Annotated in this window: 19 protein-coding genes and 1 tRNA gene; 6 read left to right on the forward strand and 14 right to left on the reverse strand. The window is 62.8% G+C overall.

Features of this window, described 5'->3' with window-relative positions:
- The first annotated feature begins 42 nt into the window (after positions 1-42).
- The gene (locus ACS0VV_RS05665) at positions 43-567 is read left to right on the forward strand and encodes a flavin reductase family protein (protein WP_483531751.1); all 525 of its coding nucleotides are present in this window, start codon (positions 43-45) and stop codon (positions 565-567) included.
- Here ACS0VV_RS05665 and ACS0VV_RS05670 read toward each other — a convergent pair.
- Positions 564-1,547: a M48 family metalloprotease gene (locus ACS0VV_RS05670; protein ID WP_483531752.1), complete on the reverse strand. Its 984-nt coding sequence runs from the start codon at positions 1,545-1,547 to the stop codon at positions 564-566. The genes ACS0VV_RS05665 and ACS0VV_RS05670 overlap by 4 nt on opposite strands.
- Positions 1,548-1,708: 161 nt before the next feature.
- On the opposite strand from ACS0VV_RS05670, the gene ACS0VV_RS05675 reads away from it, so the two are divergent.
- Entirely contained in the window at positions 1,709-2,809 is a 1,101-nt protein-coding gene (locus tag ACS0VV_RS05675; protein ID WP_483531753.1) for a redoxin domain-containing protein, read from the forward strand.
- A gap of 10 nt (positions 2,810-2,819) precedes the next feature.
- On the opposite strand, the gene ACS0VV_RS05680 is transcribed toward ACS0VV_RS05675, so the two are convergent.
- The 6 genes from ACS0VV_RS05680 to ACS0VV_RS05705 form a co-directional block, all read right to left on the reverse strand.
- A tRNA-Lys gene (locus ACS0VV_RS05680) sits at positions 2,820-2,895 on the reverse strand.
- A gap of 147 nt (positions 2,896-3,042) precedes the next feature.
- Complete coding sequence (rodA, locus tag ACS0VV_RS05685) at positions 3,043-4,161, reverse strand: rod shape-determining protein RodA (protein ID WP_483531754.1); 1,119 nt, start codon at positions 4,159-4,161, stop codon at positions 3,043-3,045.
- On the reverse strand, positions 4,158-6,185 hold the full coding sequence (gene mrdA / locus ACS0VV_RS05690; protein ID WP_483531755.1) for a penicillin-binding protein 2: 2,028 nt from the start codon (positions 6,183-6,185) through the stop codon (positions 4,158-4,160). Before mrdA ends, rodA begins: the two co-directional genes overlap by 4 nt.
- 4 nt (positions 6,186-6,189) lie before the next feature.
- Positions 6,190-6,744: a rod shape-determining protein MreD gene (locus tag ACS0VV_RS05695; RefSeq protein ID WP_483531756.1), complete on the reverse strand. Its 555-nt coding sequence runs from the start codon at positions 6,742-6,744 to the stop codon at positions 6,190-6,192.
- Positions 6,744-7,667: a rod shape-determining protein MreC gene (mreC, locus tag ACS0VV_RS05700; protein ID WP_483531757.1), complete on the reverse strand. Its 924-nt coding sequence runs from the start codon at positions 7,665-7,667 to the stop codon at positions 6,744-6,746. Before mreC ends, ACS0VV_RS05695 begins: the two co-directional genes overlap by 1 nt.
- A gap of 35 nt (positions 7,668-7,702) precedes the next feature.
- Entirely contained in the window at positions 7,703-8,749 is a 1,047-nt protein-coding gene (locus ACS0VV_RS05705) for a rod shape-determining protein (RefSeq protein ID WP_483531758.1), read from the reverse strand.
- Positions 8,750-8,934: 185 nt separating this feature from the next.
- Between ACS0VV_RS05705 and mutL the strand changes: the two genes are divergently transcribed.
- Positions 8,935-10,740, forward strand: a complete 1,806-nt coding sequence (gene mutL / locus ACS0VV_RS05710; RefSeq protein ID WP_483531759.1) for a DNA mismatch repair endonuclease MutL — start codon at positions 8,935-8,937, stop codon at positions 10,738-10,740.
- Positions 10,740-11,240 carry a hypothetical protein gene (locus ACS0VV_RS05715; protein ID WP_483531760.1) on the forward strand — a complete coding sequence of 167 codons (501 nt, stop codon included), beginning with the start codon at positions 10,740-10,742 and terminating at the stop codon, positions 11,238-11,240. The genes mutL and ACS0VV_RS05715 overlap by 1 nt, the downstream gene beginning before the upstream one ends.
- A gap of 6 nt (positions 11,241-11,246) precedes the next feature.
- Here ACS0VV_RS05715 and ACS0VV_RS05720 read toward each other — a convergent pair whose 3' ends face one another.
- From ACS0VV_RS05720 to ACS0VV_RS05735, 4 genes are read right to left on the reverse strand one after another with little or no spacing between them, the layout of a single operon-like run.
- Positions 11,247-11,990 carry an NYN domain-containing protein gene (locus tag ACS0VV_RS05720; RefSeq protein ID WP_483531761.1) on the reverse strand — a complete coding sequence of 248 codons (744 nt, stop codon included), beginning with the start codon at positions 11,988-11,990 and terminating at the stop codon, positions 11,247-11,249.
- A 44-nt stretch (positions 11,991-12,034) separates the two neighbouring features.
- Positions 12,035-12,676 carry a carbonic anhydrase gene (locus ACS0VV_RS05725; protein WP_483531762.1) on the reverse strand — a complete coding sequence of 214 codons (642 nt, stop codon included), beginning with the start codon at positions 12,674-12,676 and terminating at the stop codon, positions 12,035-12,037.
- Positions 12,677-12,985, reverse strand: a complete 309-nt coding sequence (locus ACS0VV_RS05730; RefSeq protein WP_483531763.1) for a P-II family nitrogen regulator — start codon at positions 12,983-12,985, stop codon at positions 12,677-12,679.
- Complete coding sequence (locus tag ACS0VV_RS05735; protein ID WP_483531764.1) at positions 12,982-13,965, reverse strand: sodium-dependent bicarbonate transport family permease; 984 nt, start codon at positions 13,963-13,965, stop codon at positions 12,982-12,984. Before ACS0VV_RS05735 ends, ACS0VV_RS05730 begins: the two co-directional genes overlap by 4 nt.
- Before the next feature lie 83 nt (positions 13,966-14,048).
- On the opposite strand from ACS0VV_RS05735, the gene lipA reads away from it, so the two are divergent.
- The gene (gene lipA / locus ACS0VV_RS05740) at positions 14,049-14,999 is read left to right on the forward strand and encodes a lipoyl synthase (protein ID WP_483531765.1); all 951 of its coding nucleotides are present in this window, start codon (positions 14,049-14,051) and stop codon (positions 14,997-14,999) included.
- Positions 14,999-15,460: a type II toxin-antitoxin system RatA family toxin gene (locus ACS0VV_RS05745; protein WP_483531766.1), complete on the forward strand. Its 462-nt coding sequence runs from the start codon at positions 14,999-15,001 to the stop codon at positions 15,458-15,460. The genes lipA and ACS0VV_RS05745 overlap by 1 nt, the downstream gene beginning before the upstream one ends.
- Here ACS0VV_RS05745 and ACS0VV_RS05750 read toward each other — a convergent pair.
- The 3 genes from ACS0VV_RS05750 to ACS0VV_RS05760 are packed head-to-tail and all read right to left on the reverse strand — an operon-like array spanning position 15,421 to position 17,611.
- Positions 15,421-15,936 carry a CinA family protein gene (locus tag ACS0VV_RS05750; RefSeq protein WP_483531767.1) on the reverse strand — a complete coding sequence of 172 codons (516 nt, stop codon included), beginning with the start codon at positions 15,934-15,936 and terminating at the stop codon, positions 15,421-15,423. The two genes, ACS0VV_RS05745 and ACS0VV_RS05750, sit on opposite strands and share 40 nt — an antisense overlap.
- Positions 15,933-16,442: a hypothetical protein gene (locus ACS0VV_RS05755; RefSeq protein WP_483531768.1), complete on the reverse strand. Its 510-nt coding sequence runs from the start codon at positions 16,440-16,442 to the stop codon at positions 15,933-15,935. The genes ACS0VV_RS05750 and ACS0VV_RS05755 overlap by 4 nt, the downstream gene beginning before the upstream one ends.
- An 8-nt stretch (positions 16,443-16,450) precedes the next feature.
- Positions 16,451-17,611 carry a bifunctional 2-C-methyl-D-erythritol 4-phosphate cytidylyltransferase/2-C-methyl-D-erythritol 2,4-cyclodiphosphate synthase gene (locus ACS0VV_RS05760; RefSeq protein ID WP_483531769.1) on the reverse strand — a complete coding sequence of 387 codons (1,161 nt, stop codon included), beginning with the start codon at positions 17,609-17,611 and terminating at the stop codon, positions 16,451-16,453.
- Between the last annotated feature and the right edge of the window lie 70 nt (positions 17,612-17,681).

Consider the following 17,681-nt stretch of genomic DNA (forward strand, 5'->3'; position numbering starts at 1 on the left):
TTGGGCCTTGCGCACAGGCATTTGCGCCACCAATGAGCAACCATGCCTGCTGTAGGACAGACCCCCTCCGAAATCACCGCCGCCTTCCGTGAGGCTATGCGCCATGTCGCGGCGACCGTATATGCGGTGACCACGCGGCACGAGGGCCATGACTGGGGCATTCTGGCAACCGCTGTCAGTTCGCTGAGCTTTGATCCGCCATCACTGCTCGTGTGCATCAACCGCGATGCGTCCCTGCACGAACCGCTTCAAAAGGCGGAGCGATTCTGCGTCAACGTGCTCGGCCTCGGCAATCGCGATGTGGCGGAGCATTTCATGCAGCCCCGGCCCGACCGTTTCTCGGTGGGCGAATGGGAAGACCATCACGGCGTTCCCGTCCTCGCCACCGCGCAATCCAGCCTGATCTGCACCGTGGCCGACCGGCACACCTTCGGCACGCATTCGATCTTTATCGGCACGCTGGTGGAAGCCAACCACCGGCAGGATGCCACGCCGCTCACCTATTTCGACCGCCATTACATCGATATCAGCGCAGCGCCGGAGCGCCCGCGCCGACCGAAGATTTAGTCGCTGCCAAAGCCCCGTTCGCGCAGTTCGAGCAAATGCCCCGGCCAGCTCGGCCCCCGCCGTTGCGGCAGATAGAGCGCAATTTCCTCGTCCACCAACACCGCGCGCGCTTCGTTCGACGGATAGACAAAGCTGTTGAAGATCCCGCCGCCAAGCCGCTGGCCAATCTCCGAGCGCCAAAATGCAGGCACCGAGAGCGGATCGAACCCTGCATTGGCGAGCAGGTGTACGGACAACCTGTCCGCCTCCACCTCGGCCTCGCGATTGGCACGCTGGTTGCGCCCTACTTCGGCGAGAGCGCCATTATTGATGCCGGCCTCCTCCTTGCGCCGACGATGCTCCAGCACGGTGTGGGCAAGTTCATGGGCCAGCACCACAGCCAGCTGTTCGTCGGACAGCTCGCGCGCGAAATCGAACTGGATCTGGATCACTCGCCCGTCAGACCGCGCGCGCGGTCCGTCGCTTACCAGAATTTCCACTAGCGAGCGGCACCCCGCAGGGGCGGGTAGCATAACCGTCCGCTCGACCCCGTCGGCGCGCAGCCGCAAGGCAACAGGCGCGTCGGTCGGTTGCGCGGCGAGGATATCGAACGCGGCTTCGCGCAGGTTTCCGTTCTCGGGCGCGGGCAAGCCAGCGAGCGAAACCTCGCCAATCGCCACCACGGCCTCGTCACGGCGCAGTCCGGCGCGCTCTGCGGGCGAATGCGGGACGATGGCGGCAATCGCTATCTCTCCGTCGCGAAAGCGCGTGCCCGCCGCGCCATCGCGATACTGGTCGGCGCTATGCAGGATCAGTCCGGTGAGCGGCATCAGCGCGGTGCACAGCGCCGCATTGCCCCCAAGCAATTGCTCGGCGATGCGCGCAAGGCGGACATCCTGCTGTTCAACCGCCGATTGACGCGCGCTTTCTTGCGCAAGTCCGGCGGTGCTGCCAGCGGCAAGATGCAAGAGAACCAGCAGAATAAGGAGTGCGCGATGCATCCCCCTTCTTGCCTCGCCGCTCTTGCGGAAACAAGCTGCTGCCCGGCATTTGCTTTGCCTAGCCCATGCCGGAAAGTGCACAATCGCCGCTTTCGGTTTGCAATGGAGGCCGATAGGCTGGGGCCAAGGGCAGAACGGGAGGCAGGACGGGCCGGACAGCGATGAGCGACACACAATCAACCTATGAAATCGCAGCGCCATCTATCCGGCCCTATGTGCAGGAAATGTGGCAGGGCGCGCTGGCAACGGCTTTCAATGGTCATGACGAGGACGGTCGCAAGATCGGGCTCGCCGACGATCACATTTCGGGGAAGCATCTGTTGCTTGTACTCGTCGGTGATCCCGACGCTGAATACACCGGAGAACTGCTCCGGTCCTTGGCTGCGTTGGAATCGAGGCTCGATGCGGATAATGCGACGGTTATTGCGGTAAGCGCGTCGAGCGACGCCACGGCGAACAAGGCTCGCAAGCGTGCGGCCGGTTTCTTCTGGCCGGTGCTGGGTGATCCATCGGGTGCGATTTTCGCTTCATACGGATTGCACAAGGGCAGCGATAAAGTTGTGCGACTGGTTCTGCTTACCCCCTATCGGCAGATCCGCGCGTGGTTCGATCTGGACGGTGATGTTGGCGATACGCTGGAGACCATTATGACAATTCTCGACAATGCACAGGCCGCCACTGAAACCCGCTGGAGCCCGCCGCACGCGCCGGTACTGGTTGTGCCGAATGTGCTCTCGCCTGAAGAATGCGCCAATCTCATCGAATCGGTCGAAAAGGACACACCGTTCCTCGTGCGCCGCGCGCGGCCGGGCGAGTTCGAGGGCAATTTCCGCATTCCGGTTTACGAACACGAGCGGCAGGACCGCGTGGATCTGATTATCCGCGACCGCAACACGCAGGCGATACTCGATGAACGTCTGTTCGGGCGGGTGACACCGATGATCAACAAGGCTTTCGCGTTCAACGTCACGCGCCGCGAAGACCTGCATATTGCGCGCTATGTCGGCAAGCGCGAGGGGATTGCGATGGGCCACCGCGACAACACCAGCCCGGTCGGCGCGCACCGCCGTTTCGCGCTCTCGATCAGCCTGAACGATGATTACGAAGGCGGCGGAATCGTATTTGGCGAGTTCAGCCCCAAAGGCTACCGCGTGCCCGCAGGCTCGGCGATGGTGTTTTCCTCGTCGCTGCTGCACGAGGTGCAGGAAACGACCTCAGGCGTACGCTACAACCTGATATCGCATCTGTTCAATGACGGGTGAGGGAGGGGGATGGTGGACGCACTAGGGCTCGAACCTAGGACCCGCTGATTAAGAGTCAGCTGCTCTACCAACTGAGCTATGCGTCCATTCCCGGTTGCGACTTGCTGGGCAAGACGCGCGGCGTCGCCGGCTGGCGATTCGTCAGGGAGGCGCTCATTTAGCGGGTTCGGCTTGCGGTGCAAGTGCTGAATACGCTTCGGCGCGAAATTTCGCAGTGCCTCAGAACCCGTGCTTCAGAAATTCCGCCTGCGCTGCGCGCGGGTCGAGCGTTCCACCAGCATGATGCCGCCCACGCACAGCATATTGGTCAGCATGGACGATCCGCCATGGCTCATCCACGGCAAGGGGATACCCACCACCGGCGCAAAGCCCATCACCATCATCAGATTGACGCCCACATAGAAAAAGATCGTCGCGGTAAGTCCGCCTGCAAGCAAACTACCGAACCGGTCCGGCGCTTCGCGCGCGACGGTGAGGCCCCAACGCAGGACGATGCCGAAAATCAGCAACACGAAGAGCCCGCCGATCATGCCCCATTCCTCCGCCATGGTGGCAAACACGAAATCGGTGTGCGGTTCGGGCAGATAGTTGAGCTGGCTTTGCGAGCCTTCGCCAAAGCCCTTGCCGGTGATGCCGCCCGATCCGATGGCAATTTTCGACTGGATGATGTGATACCCCGTCCCTTGCGGATCACTCTCAGGATTGAGGAAAGTGAGCACCCGCTGTTGCTGGTAAGGCTGCAGGCCGAAGAGGTAGGCCAGCGGCGCAATCACCACCATCGCTGCGCCGCCGCCGATAAACCACTTTTGCGGTATCCCTGCGAGAAACATGACCACCACGCCGCCAAAGGCAATGGCGAGCGACGTGCCCAGATCGGGTTGCAACAGCACCAAGGCCATCGGCAAGGCGATAATGCCACCCGGTATGAGCAGGGCCTTCCAACTGCCGATCATTCCGGGCGGGAGATTGGCGAAATAGGCCGCAAGGATGAGTACAACACCGGGCTTCATCAGCTCTGACGGCTGCAATTGCATGAAGCCGAGATTGAGCCAGCGCTGGCTACCGCCGCCCACTTGTCCGATGATCTCCACGGCAATCAGCAGCAGGAGGATAGCAATGTAGCCGGGAATGGCCGCCCACTTGGCAAGGTCGATGGGAAAGTAGGAGATCGTCAGGGCAATCACCAAAGCAACGGCGTAGCGCAGCAGATGCGAACTGGCATAGGGGCTCATCGAGCCGCCTGCGGCGGAATACAGGACGGCCGCGCCGAAGAGGACAAGCAGCGTCAGCGGCACCACCACACGCCACGGAAATTCGGCGATGGGCGCGGGGAGAGTGATCTTCCCTCTCATGTCGTCGCCTCGTCCGAACGTGCGGTCGGGTCTTCGCGCGGAGTGAACGCGTCGGTGTTGGCCTCTTCCGGCTCGTTTGCCGCTGCCCGCGCCTCTGCGTCGACTTGCCGGGCAAGCGTGATGGGTGGTGGGGCAGGGGGAAGGTCGACGCCTGCAGCGGACGCGTAGGCGGCATATTGGCGGTCGAGCCGTTCTTGCGCGGTGCCGCCCCAACCGGCCTCCAGCGCGTGAAGTGCGTCCAGACCTTTTTGCGGGTCGAACATGAAAGTCATCACATCGCGTGCCACCGGATAGGCTGCGCCCGAACCGCCGCCATGCTCGATCACCACTGCGCCCGCATAGCGCGGATTGTCGAACGGTGCGAAGAAGATGAACAAGCCGTGGTCGCGGAAGCGCCATGGGCCAGATTTGCCGTCTGAAATGTTCAGCCCCACCACCTGTGCGGTGCCGGTTTTGCCCGCCATCAGCACGTCATCGATGGGCAGCCGCGCGCGCCCGGCGGTACCGGGGCCGTTGACGACGTCGCTCATGGCTTGCCGGACATAGGTCTTGTATTCCGCGCTGACGCCCATGCTGCGGAATTGCGGCTGCTCGTTGGAGAACAGCAGGCGCGGCTGGACGACATTCGATGTTGCGAGGCGCGCGGCCATTACCGCAAGCTGGAGCGGATTGGCGAGCATATAGCCTTGGCCGATGGTCGCGTTGACCGTGTCGAACGCTGCCCATTCTTGCCCGTATTTCCGCATTTTCCATTCAGGATCGGGCACGGTGCCGTAGAACTGGTTGGCTACTTCCAGGTCGAACTGTTCCTGCATCCCGTACAGCCGGCAAGCATCTGCAATCGGCTGAATGCCGGTGCGCTGCGCCATGGCATAGAAATACACGTCGCAGCTTTGGTAAATGCCTTTGGCGAGATTGACCGCGCCGTGACCGCGGCGGTTCCAGCAGCCAAAGCGGCGGCTGCCGACTTGCAGGCCGCCGCCGCAGAAAACGGTCTCTTCGGGATCGACACCGGCGCCCAGCAGCGCCATGCCGACGGTGGGCTTTACCGTGGAGCCCGGCGGATAAAGGCCCTGCAACACCTTGTTGCGCAGCGGCACGCGATCATTCTCGCTCAGCATCGAATACTCGACGCGGCCGATGCCGTCGGAGAAGCTGTTGGGATCAAAACTGGGCATCGAGGCCATGCACAGCAGATCGCCGGTCAGGCAGTCCATCACCACGACCGAGCCGGATTCAAGGCCGAGGCGGCGCGCGGCGTAATCTTGCAGCGGGCCGTCAATGGTCAGCTTGATCGGCTGGCCCTGCACGTCGTCGCGGGTCTCAAGATCGCGCACAATCCGGCCCGAAGCGGTGACCTCGACCCGCCTAGCGCCGGGTTCGCCGCGCAGCACCTCGTCGAATTGCTTTTCCAGGCCGTCCTTGCCCATCTTGAAGCCGGGTGTCAGCAACAGCGGTTGTGGCTCCGCTTCATATTCTTCGCGGCTTGGCGCGCCGACATAGCCGATCAGATGGCCTACCGACGGGCCGGTGGGATAGAAGCGAGAAAAGCCGCGCTGGGGGATGACTCCGGGCAGCTCGGGGAGGCGCACGCTGACGGCGGCGAACCTGTCGAAATCAAGGCCATTGGCAACCGGCACGGCGGCAAAGCCCTGTGCACCCTCAAGCCGTTCGCGCAGATCAATCTTCTCGACCTGGCTGAAACCCAGCAAATCGCCAACCAGTTCTACCGTGCCGTCGATATCATTGACCCGTTCAGGGATGATATCGACGCGGAAATCGGCGCGGTTGGAGGCGAGGGGGGAGCCGTTGCGATCGAGGATCCAACCACGCCGCGGCGGGATCAGCGAGAGGTTCACGCGGTTGCTCTCCGCCTCCAGCGTATACTTCTCGTTCTCCGCCACGGCGATATAGCCCATCCGCGCCGCCAGCAGCAGCCCGATGCCGCCTTGCACCGCACCCACGACAAAGCTGCGCCTGTCGAAGGTCTGCTTGAGCGCGTTGGATGTTACCTTGCGTTCCATCGTTTCAGCCGAGTCTGCGGATACGGGACAAGCGCAGGCGGTCGAGCAAGGCGACCAGCTGCGCCACCAGTGGGAAAAGTAGAACGCTCAGCCCTAACTGGGGCAAAATGAGGGTAAGCTGAATCAGCGTTATATTCGCGCCCGAAAACAGCGCGGTAAAGCCGATATAGATCGTCAGGAACAGTGCAGCGATGCCCCAATCCTGCCAGAAGCCCCGCCACGGAAAGCGCAGCTCGATCAGGTCGAGCGCGATCATGGTAAGCGAGAAAAGCAGGATCGCCGAACCCAGCGGCTGGCCCGAATAGAGATCGTCAAACAGGCCGAGCGGCAGTCCCGCCCACATCGGTAGCAGGCCGGGGCGGTAAATCCGCCAGGCGAGCAGGAAAAGATAGCCCAGTGGCGGCAGAATTGGCCCCGCCGCAATGATCGGCAGCATGGGCGCAAGCGAGCCCAGCAGTATGGTGAACCACGGCACGCCGTAAGCGAGCACGGGCGAATGATCGCGGTTGATCTTATCGCCGAATTTATCGCGCCGCGCCTTTGGATCGAGCTTTTCCATCAGCCCTCTTCCTCCGCCGCCGCGCCCTCCTCATCCGTTTCGATTTCGGACTGGAGAGGAGCTTGCGAGGCCTCGATCAATGCGGGAGTAAAGACCGGTTCGACCATGACAAAGTCGGTGGCAGCAGGATTGCTCAGCAGGCGGCCGATGGCGCCGTCATCGGTCAGTTCGCTTACGACAGCCACTGCAACGCCCGGCCGGAACAAGCCGCCCGCACCGGAGGTGACAAAGATGTCGCCTTCTTCGAGCGGGTTCACGCCAAGATTGATCAAGCGGATGCGCAGCGAACCATCGGCGCGGCCCTCGGCAAAAGCCACCACGTCGTCGGTCGCGCGGCGAACAGGAACGATGCTTTCCGGATCGGTCAGGAGCAAGACGCGCGAGGTCGAGCGGCCCGTCTCCAGCACCCGTCCCACAAGGCCCATAGGTGAAGTGACGGGCATTCCTACCTGCACACCGTCATTGCGACCCACGCCCAGATAACCGAAACGCCGCGTGCTGGCGGAAGTGGAACCGATCAGCCTGCCGGTCGCAACAGGCGCGATGTCGCCATCGGTCAGGCCGAGCAGCGCCTTCAGCCGTGCATTTTCTTGTTCAAGCGCCTGCGCTTCAGCCAGCCGCACACGGGCGACCGCAATTTCTTCCTCTAGCTCGGCATTCTTCGACCCGGCATCGTAATAACCGGCGATAGCTTCGAAAAAGCCCCGCGTGGTTGTGCGGCCCAACGCGCTTGCCTCGCCCGCGGGCGCCGCTGCATCGGTGGCCATGCTGCGCAGCCCGTTGAAAGCCTCTGGCCGCCAAAGCGAGATGATAAGCAGCAGCGCGCCGAGAAGCGCACCCGCTCCGGCAAACACATAGCCCGCGAACAGGCCCAACTGTGCCTTCTTGTTCGCGCCTGCTCTTTGTGCCTGTGGCGGTGCCATTGCGGCCCGCTCCCTTTTGTTCTGGTGTTAAACCCTTATGCCGTCATCAGGACGCCGCGATAGATCGGGTCCTCCATCGCCCTGCCGGTGCCCACGGCAACGCAGGTTAGCGGATCTTCGGCGATGCTGACCGGCAGGCCGGTCTCTTCCTTGATGTGGTCGTCCAGACCCTGGATCAGCGCGCCGCCACCGGTCAGGACAATGCCCTGATCGACGATATCTGCGGCCAGTTCGGGCGCGGTGTTTTCCAGCGCAATGCGCACGCCTTCCACGATCGCGCCGATCGGTTCGGACAGGGCCTCTGCGATATGCGCCTGGTTGATATTGATTTCTTTGGGCACGCCGTTGACGAGGTCGCGGCCCTTGATGACGATGGTTTCGCCCACGCCGTCATCGGGAACCATGGCGCAGCCATATTCCTTCTTGATCCGCTCTGCCGTGGCGTCGCCGATCAGCAGATTGTGGTGGCGGCGGACATAGGAGACGATGGCTTCGTCCATCTTGTCCCCGCCGGTGCGGACGGAGGTGGTGTAGGCGAGGCCGCGCAGCGACAGCACCGCGACTTCGGTCGTGCCGCCGCCGATATCGACGACCATCGAACCAACTGGCTCGGTCACGGGCATATCGGCACCAATGGCCGCAGCCATCGGCTCAAGGATGAGGAACACTTCCGAAGCGCCCGCATTGCTTGCCGCATCGCGGATCGCACGCTTTTCGACCGAGGTCGAACCCGAGGGAACGCAGATCACGATTTCGGGGTAACGCAGCAGCGTGCGCTTGCCGTGCACCTTCTGGATGAAGTGCTTGATCATCGCTTCGGCGATTTCGATATCGGCGATCACACCATCGCGCAGTGGGCGGATTGCCTGGATGTTGTCCGGCGTCTTGCCCATCATCAGCTTCGCATCGTCGCCCACAGCCTTGACGCGCTGCACGCCATTGGTGGTCTCGATTGCGACAACCGAAGGCTCGTTCAGCACGATACCGCGATCCTGCACATAGACCAGCGTGTTGGCCGTGCCGAGGTCGATAGCCATGTTTTGCGAACCGAATTTGAAGAGATTTGCGAAGAAAGAACTCATTGGTGGACCTGTATTCTGAATTGCCGCCGAGGCGCCGCGAATCCGCGGTGAGAGGGCTCTGCGTTGCGGAGAGAAGCGCCCCTTAACGCGGATGCAGAGGAAACGCCAAAATATTTGTCGACAAAGCGGCAATTTTGCGCAGCTTTGGCTCGAAAACGCGGCCAGCGGCCTGTAACCTGCGCCGAATGCCCCAAATCCGCCGCCTTCCCGAAACGCTCGTCAACCGCATTGCCGCTGGCGAAGTGGTCGAACGCCCGGCGTCAGCGCTCAAGGAACTGGTGGAGAACGCTATCGATGCGGGTGCTGCCCGGATCACGGTTAGTATCACAGACGGCGGGCTGGGCAGTATTGAAGTCACCGATGATGGCTGCGGAATGTCGCCCGACCAGATGGCTCTGGCGCTGGAGCGGCACGCGACGTCGAAACTGCCCGACGAAGCGATCGAGCAAGTCGCCACCCTCGGCTTTCGCGGGGAAGCGCTGCCTTCGATTGCCAGCGTTGCCCGGCTAACGATTGAAAGCCGTCCACACGATGCCAGGGATGGCTGGCGGCGCGTGGTCGATCATGGCGCGCTGGTGGACGAGGGGCCGGCGGCACTGCCGCCCGGCACGCGGGTGCGGATGGAGCAACTCTTCGCCAAAATCCCTGCCCGGCGCAAATTCCTTCGCACGTCGCGCAGCGAGTACGCTGCCTGCCATGATGTCGTCCGGCGGCTGGCGATGGCGCGGCCCGATATCGCCTTCACTTTCCAGCATGGAGATCGCCGCATCTTCGCGGTGCAGGGCGGGCAGAGCGCGCCCGAACGGGTCGCGCAGATTGTCGCGCGCGAGCTTGCCGAGAATGGCGTCACGATCGATCTGGAGCGGCCGGGCGGCGAAGGTGTGATGCGGCTGACCGGCGTCGCGGGCCTGCCGACATACAATCGCGGTGTTGCCGATCACCAATATCTCTTCGTCAACGGTCGCCCGGTAAAGGATCGCCTGCTGACCGGCGCAGTGCGCGGGGCCTATGCCGAAATGCTGGCGCGCGACCGTCATGCAGTGCTCGCGCTGTTTCTCGACATTCCCTTCGCCGATGTCGATGTGAATGTGCATCCGGCGAAAACCGAAGTGCGCTTCCGTGATGCCGCGGCGGTGCGCGGTTTCATCGTCAGCGGATTGCGGCAGGCGCTCTCGACCGGCGACCGGCGCAGTGCGCAGGCGCCCGATAGCGGCGCGATGGCGCGTTGGCAGAGCGAGCCGGTGGAGCCATCGCCTGCCTTGCGTTCGATCTTTGGCGGGCGCGACTGGTCTCCGCCAGCGGGCACAAGGGTGGCGGAAACGCCGCTGCCGTGGGGTGGGACGTCGGCGGAAGCTTTCCCACAGGGCAGGGCGGAAGTGGCGGAGGATCTGCCCGAAGAGGCAACAGATTTTCCGCTGGGCATTGCGCGCGGGCAGGTGGCGAACACCTACATCGTTGCCGAAGCAGCGGACGGGCTGGTGCTCGTCGACCAGCACGCCGCGCATGAGCGGATCGTGCTGGAACGGCTGCGCGCGGCGGGTGCGGGAGACACGGTTGCCGCCAGCCAGGCCTTGCTGATGCCCGAAGTGGTCGAACTCGACGAAGCCGATTGCGACAGGCTGGAAGCACAGATCGAACCCTTCGCGCAGCTCGGGCTGATGATCGAACGCTTCGGCCCCGATGCAATGCTGGTGCGCGCAATCCCCGGCGTGCTCAAAAAGGCCGACCCGCACAAACTCCTGCGCGATCTGGCGGACGATATCGCCACGCATGGCGAATCGTTGCTGCTGACCGAGAAGATCGAATATGTTCTCGCGACGATGGCCTGCCATGGCTCGGTGCGGGCGGGGCGGGTGCTCAGCGTTGCCGAAATGAACGCGCTGCTGCGCGAAATGGAAGCCACCCCGCGCTCAGGCCAGTGCAATCATGGCCGGCCCACTTGGGTGAAGCTGTCGATGGATGATGTCGAGAAGTTGTTCGGGAGGCATTGATGCGGTTTGCAGCATACTTCGTGATTATCGCGTCGCTTACCGCTTGCGGAGAAGCGCCTGCCGAGGTCGAGCAACGCGCTGGCGGCACGTCGGCGGCAGAGGCAGTCCGGGCGGTCAATCGGGCAGCTCCTCCACTAGTAGAAATAATCCCCGAACCTATCGAAGCGGACGAGATCGAGGCGAACGATCTGGCAATTGACGCCTGCGCCTTCGCGCCCGGCACAAATGGCGCCGTGCGGCTGGTTGCAAGAGAGAGCGATGCGGTGATCAAGCTTGAGGATGAACTCATCCGCTTCGCCGCTGATCCCGGCTCGCGGCCCTTGCTCACCAGAATGCGCACAGTTTACAACGGCGCGGAATTCGCGCTGCGCCTCTCCGTGGAGGAGGACGCGAGCGACGACGCGTCAGGCACGACGGCAGTTGACGGCACGCTGTGGGTGTATGACCGCTGGGATCGCGTCGTTTATAATGGAACCGGAACGGTGACCTGCACCGGCTAGGCGCTGTCAGCGCAGCCGTTTAACGTAGGGCTGGCGGTTTTCGCCGCGCCGCACCACCTGGAACTGGTCGATCGCCTCGAACAGGTCGCTCAGCCGCTTGTAGCCGTAATTGCGCGCGTCGAAGCTGGAGCGGTTGCCCGCGATATTGCCGACTTCGCCGAGCAGGGCATAGCCCTCGTCATCGCGCTTGGCTGCCTTCCATGCGGTGCCGAGCAGCTCGATCAGTTCGTCATCGATGGTGCCCTTGCTGTCGGCTCCGGGGGTATCCTTGGCCTTTTCCGTGGCGCCGTTTTCCTCTGCCGCGCCCTTTATCAGCGCGTCGATATCGATGAAGCGGGTGCAGGCGCTTTTGAAAGCGGTGGGCGTTTTGCTGGTGCTGCCGAACCCGTAGACAATCAGCCCGTCCTGCCGCAGCCGGGTGACCAACGGGGTGAAATCACTGTCGCTGCTCATGATCCCGAAGCCGTCGACTTTGCCCGCATGGAGCAAGTCCATCGCATCAATCGTCATGGCGATATCGGTGGCGTTCTTGCCCTTGGTGAGATCGAATTGCTGCATCGGTTGCAGCCCGAAGCGGTGCGTGATCGTGCTCCAATTGCCCAGCGCAGGCTTCGCCCAATTGCCGTAGGCGCGGCGGATATTCACCTGCCCCAGCTCTGCAAGCACGGTCAGTACCGGATCAATCCCCGCATGGCTGGCATTGTCGGCGTCGATGAGCAGGGCGATGTTTTTGAGAGTGGCTTCGGGCATGGCCGACACATGGCCGCGCGACATGGGCCGTGCAAGCCCCTTGGCTATTCAACGGGTTCGAAGACCGCGGTTTCCTCGTTGCGGTGGTAGAGCACACCTTCGGAGATGGCGAAGAAGGTGCCGCGCAGTTTCAGGTCGCCGCGCGCCTCTGCTGCGCGCACAAAAGGGAACGTGCGAAGATTGTCGAGGCTCACCCCGACCGCTGCCATTTCCATCGCCCGTTCTGCTGTGCGACCGGTGGTGCCATGCTCGGCTGCAACCGGTTGGCGCGCTTCGTCGAGCAAATGCACCCAATTGGCGACAAAGCCGCCTTCGCCGGGTTCATTGCCGTGCAGATCCTGTGTCAGAGCCGCCTTGCACCCGCCGCACATCCCGTGGCCCATCACCACGATCTGGCGCACTTTGAGCACCTGCACGGCAAATTCGATCGCGGCGGAAACGCCATGCTGGCCAGGCGTTTTCTCGAACGGCGGCACCAGCGCGGCGACATTGCGCACGACGAAAATCTCGCCCGGATCGACGTCGAAAATCTGTGCGGGATCAACGCGGCTGTCGGAGCAGCCGATAATCATCAGCTTCGGACTTTGCCCCTTGGCCACCAGCTCGTCATAACGGGCGCGCTGGCGGGGATAGCCTTCGCTGCGGAAGCGGCGGTAGCCGTTCAGCAATTCGTGGAATTCGGGCATTCAGAAACGCTCGCCGCGAATGACCTCCACGTCCCACATCGTCAGCAACAGCCCGTGAGAGGTGAGGATGGGTGCGAGGCTTTCAGCCAGTGCCATAGCGTTTTCCTGCGAGGCGATGGTGAGGATGAAAACCTTGTCGGTTCCCATCACCCGTTCCTCGCGCCAATGCCCTTCGCGGCCCTTTCCGGAGGTAACGGGCGTTATCGTCCATCCGGTAATCCCCGCCTCGTCAATCGCCTTGGTGACGCGCCGTGCCTGCGCCTGATCGGCGAGGATTTCGATGCGCTTGCGGATGACAGTCTCGATCATGGCAAGGGTGCTCCATTGCCGGTCAGCATCGCCGCCAGCGTGCCGATCAGGCCGATATTGATAAGGACGTTGAAGGGGAAGGTGATCGAGAGTGACATGGTGAGATAAATTCCCGGGTCAGCCTCCGGCAGGGCAAGCCGCATCGCGGCGGGCACCGCGATATAGCTGGCGCTGGCGCAAAGCACGCCGAGCGCGGCGGCCGAACCGGTGTCCAGCCCGACCATTACACCAAGCACTGTCCCGATAGCGCCGTTGACCAGCGGCAGCCCGATGGCAATCGCCACCAAGCGCCACGTCAGTGCGCGCGAATCCATCATACGGCGCGCGGCGATCAGGCCCATGTCGAGCAGGAACAGGCACAGCACGCCCTTGAACATCGCGCCAAAAAAGGGCTCGACATCGGCAAAGCCTTCCGGCCCGGAAATCCAGCCAATGGCGAAGGCACCGAGCAGCAGCACGACCGAGGCGTTGAACAGCACTTCGTGCAGCAATTCCTTCGTGCTTTGCCCGCTATCCGATCCGCCGCCGCGTGCCAGCAGCAAGCCTGCGAGAATGGCAGGGCTTTCCATCGTCGCCATCACGGCCACCATGTAGCCTTGCGGCGGATTGCCCTGCAGTTCGAATATCTCGACGGCGGTGACGAAGGTCACCACGCTGATCGAACCGTAATGCGCCGCCACCGCGCCCGCATTGATGCGATCGAGCTTGCCGAAGCCGCGCAGCAGCCAAAAGGCGTAGAGCGGCATGACAAAACCTGCTCCGATACCAACCGCCAGCGCGGCAAGAACGGTCCCGTCCAGCCCGCTTTCTGCGACCTCGATCCCGCCTTTGAGGCCGATGGCGGCCATCAGGTATAGCGACATCCCCTTGGCGATGGCTTCGGGAATCGCCAGATCGGATCGGGCGACCGCGGCAAGGATGCCGAGCACGAAAAACAACACGACCGGAGAGGTCAGCGCCTGAAGTCCAACTGTATCCATACGAATGCGCTTAAGACACCGCCTAAAGTAGGGCAAGCGCCACCATTGCGGTTATCCGCCCGCTTGACTAGATGGCCTGTGTCATGACCGATCTGTCGAACCCTCCGAAGCCCGAAGATGTCCGTCCACCGCGCCAGCGCAAGCCGGACTGGATTCGCGTGAAAGCGCCCGTTTCGAAGGGGTATCACGAAACGCGCAAGCTAATGCGCGATCTCAAACTCAACACGGTTTGCGAGGAAGCGGCGTGCCCCAATATCGGCGAATGCTGGGACAAGAAGCACGCGACAGTCATGATCCTCGGCGATGTGTGCACGCGCGCCTGCGCCTTCTGCAATGTGAAGACCGGAATGCCGCGCATCGTCGATCCGATGGAGCCTGAGAATGTTGCCGTTGCGGCGGGCGAGATGGGCTTGCACCACATCGTCGTCACCAGCGTTGACCGCGATGATCTGCCCGATGGCGGCGCAGGGCAGTTCGTGAAGGTGATCAAGGCGCTGCGCCGCGAGACTCCCGACACCACCATCGAAATCCTTACCCCCGACTTCCGTGGCAAAATGCGCGCGGCGGTGGAGGCGATTTGCGAGGCGGGGCCGGATGTCTACAACCACAATCTGGAAACCGTGCCGCGCCTTTATCCGACTATCCGCCCAGGCGCGCGCTACTACGCCTCGCTGCGTCTGCTTGAAGAGGTGAAGAGCCACGATCCGCTGATCTTTACCAAGTCCGGCATCATGCTCGGCCTCGGCGAACAGCGGCTGGAAGTGCACCAAGTGATGGACGATATGCGCAGCGCCGATGTCGATTTCATCACTATGGGCCAATATCTCCAGCCGACGCCCAAGCACGCCTCTGTCGAGGAATTCGTGACGCCCAAGGCCTTCGCCGCCTATGGCGCGATTGCGCGGGCGAAGGGATTCCTGCAAGTCGCCAGCTCGCCGCTGACCCGATCCAGCTATCACGCCGGCGACGATTTCGCGGTGATGAAAGCGGCGCGCGAGGAAAAGCTGGCAAAGGCTGCTGCAAAGAGCGCCTGATGCCGTCGATCCGCGATACCAAACGCCTGCCTTACACCGCCGAGCAGATGTTCGATCTGGTGGCGGATGTGGATTCCTATCCGCAGTTCCTGCCCTGGGTTGTCGCTACGCGGGTGCGCAAGGATAGCGACACCGAAATGACTGCCGATATGCTGGTCGGCTTCAAGGCCTTGCGCGAGAAGTTTACGAGCAAGGTGGTGAAGGACCGTCCGCACACCATCCACGTCCACTATATCGACGGGCCGCTGCGCGATCTGGACAATAACTGGACGTTCCGCGATGTTGGCGATGGCGCGTGCGAGATCGATTTTGCGGTCGATTTCGCGTTCAAGAACATCATGTTCGAAACGCTCGCCGGGCAATATGTCGACCGCGCATTCCGCAAAATGGTCGCCGCATTTGAAGCGCGGGCGGCAGAGCTTTACGGCAGCAACAGCTCCAGTGCGCAAAGCGTCGCCTGACGCCTGACACCGGCACGGTCCTCGCCTTCGAACAGGCGTTCATCGGCCATCGGTTCGGCTCCCCCGCGGACCGCCCGTGCGAACACGACGGTGCCGACGGGTTTCAGGTCTGTGCCGCCGCCTGGCCCTGCAATCCCGCTGATCGCCACCGCCACATCGGCATCGCTGTTTTCCAGCGCGCCTTGCGCCATGGCGAAAGCGCAGGCGATGGATACCGCGCCGAAGGCTTCGATGATGTCGCTAGGCACGCCCAGTTCGGCCTGTTTGGCGGCATTGGAATAGGTGACAAAACCGCGATCGAGCACGGCAGAGGAGCCGGGAATCTCGGTCAGCGCCGCAGCCACCAGACCGCCGGTGCAGCTTTCCGCCAGCACCACGCTCCGCTTGGCAGCTGCGTTCTCTTCGACCACGCGCTGCGCCAACGCGACGATATCATCGGGGAGGATCGACGGGGGGAGGGCGTTGCTCTTGTTCACCGGCGCCCCGTGCTAAACTCGGTCTCATGGAGCAGATAGCCGAGCAGGCTGGCGAAGTTTTCCGCCGGAAGCGGAGCAAGCTCCTGCATCAGGCGATTGGCAATCGCGCAAGACTCCGCGTTCATCGCGTTGGCGACCTCAATGTCGATAAGCTCCTCGAGGAGAGTGCGCATCATCGGTTCGGTCATGCTGCTAAGCTCGGTGCGCTGCTCTTTCCCGCCCATCGTGCCGCCGCCCAGCACGAAGAGCGCAAGGCGGGCCTCTTCGAACGAGCCTTCGGCCGCTGTCGCAAATTCACTGCGCAACCGATCCCGGTTGGTCATAAGATAGGCGTCACTGGCAAGCTGTCCCGCGCAGGCGTTCAGCATGCCATCAAGCGCCACCGGCAGCATGAAGCGCGCCGCCGCCGTAACTTGCGCTTCATTCGGCAGTTGCTGCGCCTGTGCCTTTGCAGGGACTGCGACCGAAAGCGCCAGCGCGGCGGAAATGGCAAACGTCCGAAGCATGATGCGATCTAACCCTTTCTGACAAGCGTAGCGGCCGCTTGCGCTGCAATTCCCTCGCCCCGGCCGGCAAAGCCGAGACGCTCGGTTGTGGTGGCCTTTACACTGACGTGATCCAGTTCGACACCCAGCAATTCGGCCAGCCTGACGCGCATCGCCTCGCGGTGCGGCTTGATCTTGGGTGCCTCGCAGATCAGCGTGAGGTCAACATTGCCGATAGCATAGCCCGCTTCCGCTGCCAGCTTCACTGCGTGTTCGACAAAGGCGGAAGAAGCCGCGCCTTTCCATTGCGGATCGGTTGGCGGGAAGTGGTCGCCGATATCGCCCTTGGCACAGGCGCCGAGAATGGCGTCGACCACGGCGTGCAGTCCGACATCGGCGTCCGAATGACCCGCCAGTCCTTGCGTGTGCTCGATCTTCACCCCGCAAAGCCACAACTCCTCGCCATCGGCCAGACGGTGGACGTCAAAGCCGGTGCCAACGCGGATGGCGAGGGGGGAGGGGGTATCAGCCATGAAATCCTCTGCAAATGTCAGCTTCTTGAGCCGCTCGTCACCATCGACCAGCGCCACGTCCAAACCCGCGGCGCGCAGCACTTGCGCATCGTCTCCGGCATCGGGCGCGCCTTGCCAGCTGCGGTGCGCCGCAAGTATGTCGGCAAAGCGAAAGGCCTGCGGAGTTTGCACCCGACGCAATTCCTCGCGTCGCGCATTGCCCGCCATAAGACCATCCTCGGCGCGGATCATGCTGTCGACGACCGGCAGTACCGGGATCGCGCCGGGATGGGTGCTGAGAGCTGCCAGCAAGCGTGCTATGACATCGGGGGGCAGGTCAGGCCGCGCAGCATCATGGATCAGCACGAGCGGTTGCGGGTCACTTTCCAACGCATCCAGCGCCAACCGTACGCTCTCTTGTCGCGTCGCGCCGCCGGTTACCAGAGTAAGGCCGTCAATGCCTGTGAGCGCCGCTTGCGCCGCCGCGTCGGCACCCTCGGGAATGGCAACGACAATCCGCGCCGCGCCCGCCTCCGCCAGCGCCTCTGCCGAGTGTCGCAACACCGGCTTCCCGCGCCACACAGCGAATTGCTTGGGCAAGGGCTGGCCCGCGCGCAATCCTTTGCCCGCCGCGACAATCACGGCGCAGAACGGGGGAAGGGCGGCAGCTTCATTCATGCCCGAGCGCGCTAACGCCTTGAGCCGCGCCTCGCAATCCACTATGCGCCTGCCCAATATTTAGGCACAG

The organism is Aurantiacibacter sp. KMU-128 (assembly GCF_056933515.1).

Excerpts from the sequence above, each read along its gene's own strand:
- ACS0VV_RS05675 (WP_483531753.1), top strand. The coding sequence starts at position 1,709 with ATGAGCGACACACAATCAACCTATGAAATCGCAGCGCCATCTATCCGG.
- ACS0VV_RS05715 (WP_483531760.1), top strand. The coding sequence starts at position 10,740 with ATGCGGTTTGCAGCATACTTCGTGATTATCGCGTCGCTTACCGCTTGC.
- ACS0VV_RS05730 (WP_483531763.1), bottom strand. The coding sequence starts at position 12,985 with ATGATCGAGACTGTCATCCGCAAGCGCATCGAAATCCTCGCCGATCAG.
- ACS0VV_RS05705 (WP_483531758.1), bottom strand. The coding sequence starts at position 8,749 with ATGAGTTCTTTCTTCGCAAATCTCTTCAAATTCGGTTCGCAAAACATG.
- ACS0VV_RS05665 (WP_483531751.1), top strand. The coding sequence starts at position 43 with ATGCCTGCTGTAGGACAGACCCCCTCCGAAATCACCGCCGCCTTCCGT.
- ACS0VV_RS05755 (WP_483531768.1), bottom strand. The coding sequence starts at position 16,442 with ATGCTTCGGACGTTTGCCATTTCCGCCGCGCTGGCGCTTTCGGTCGCA.
- rodA (WP_483531754.1), bottom strand. The coding sequence starts at position 4,161 with ATGAGAGGGAAGATCACTCTCCCCGCGCCCATCGCCGAATTTCCGTGG.
- mreC (WP_483531757.1), bottom strand. The coding sequence starts at position 7,667 with ATGGCACCGCCACAGGCACAAAGAGCAGGCGCGAACAAGAAGGCACAG.
- ACS0VV_RS05760 (WP_483531769.1), bottom strand. The coding sequence starts at position 17,611 with ATGAATGAAGCTGCCGCCCTTCCCCCGTTCTGCGCCGTGATTGTCGCG.
- ACS0VV_RS05695 (WP_483531756.1), bottom strand. The coding sequence starts at position 6,744 with ATGGAAAAGCTCGATCCAAAGGCGCGGCGCGATAAATTCGGCGATAAG.
- mrdA (WP_483531755.1), bottom strand. The coding sequence starts at position 6,185 with ATGGAACGCAAGGTAACATCCAACGCGCTCAAGCAGACCTTCGACAGG.
- ACS0VV_RS05725 (WP_483531762.1), bottom strand. The coding sequence starts at position 12,676 with ATGCCCGAATTCCACGAATTGCTGAACGGCTACCGCCGCTTCCGCAGC.
- ACS0VV_RS05745 (WP_483531766.1), top strand. The coding sequence starts at position 14,999 with ATGCCGTCGATCCGCGATACCAAACGCCTGCCTTACACCGCCGAGCAG.
- ACS0VV_RS05720 (WP_483531761.1), bottom strand. The coding sequence starts at position 11,990 with ATGCCCGAAGCCACTCTCAAAAACATCGCCCTGCTCATCGACGCCGAC.
- lipA (WP_483531765.1), top strand. The coding sequence starts at position 14,049 with ATGACCGATCTGTCGAACCCTCCGAAGCCCGAAGATGTCCGTCCACCG.
- ACS0VV_RS05735 (WP_483531764.1), bottom strand. The coding sequence starts at position 13,965 with ATGGATACAGTTGGACTTCAGGCGCTGACCTCTCCGGTCGTGTTGTTT.
- ACS0VV_RS05670 (WP_483531752.1), bottom strand. The coding sequence starts at position 1,547 with ATGCATCGCGCACTCCTTATTCTGCTGGTTCTCTTGCATCTTGCCGCT.
- mutL (WP_483531759.1), top strand. The coding sequence starts at position 8,935 with ATGCCCCAAATCCGCCGCCTTCCCGAAACGCTCGTCAACCGCATTGCC.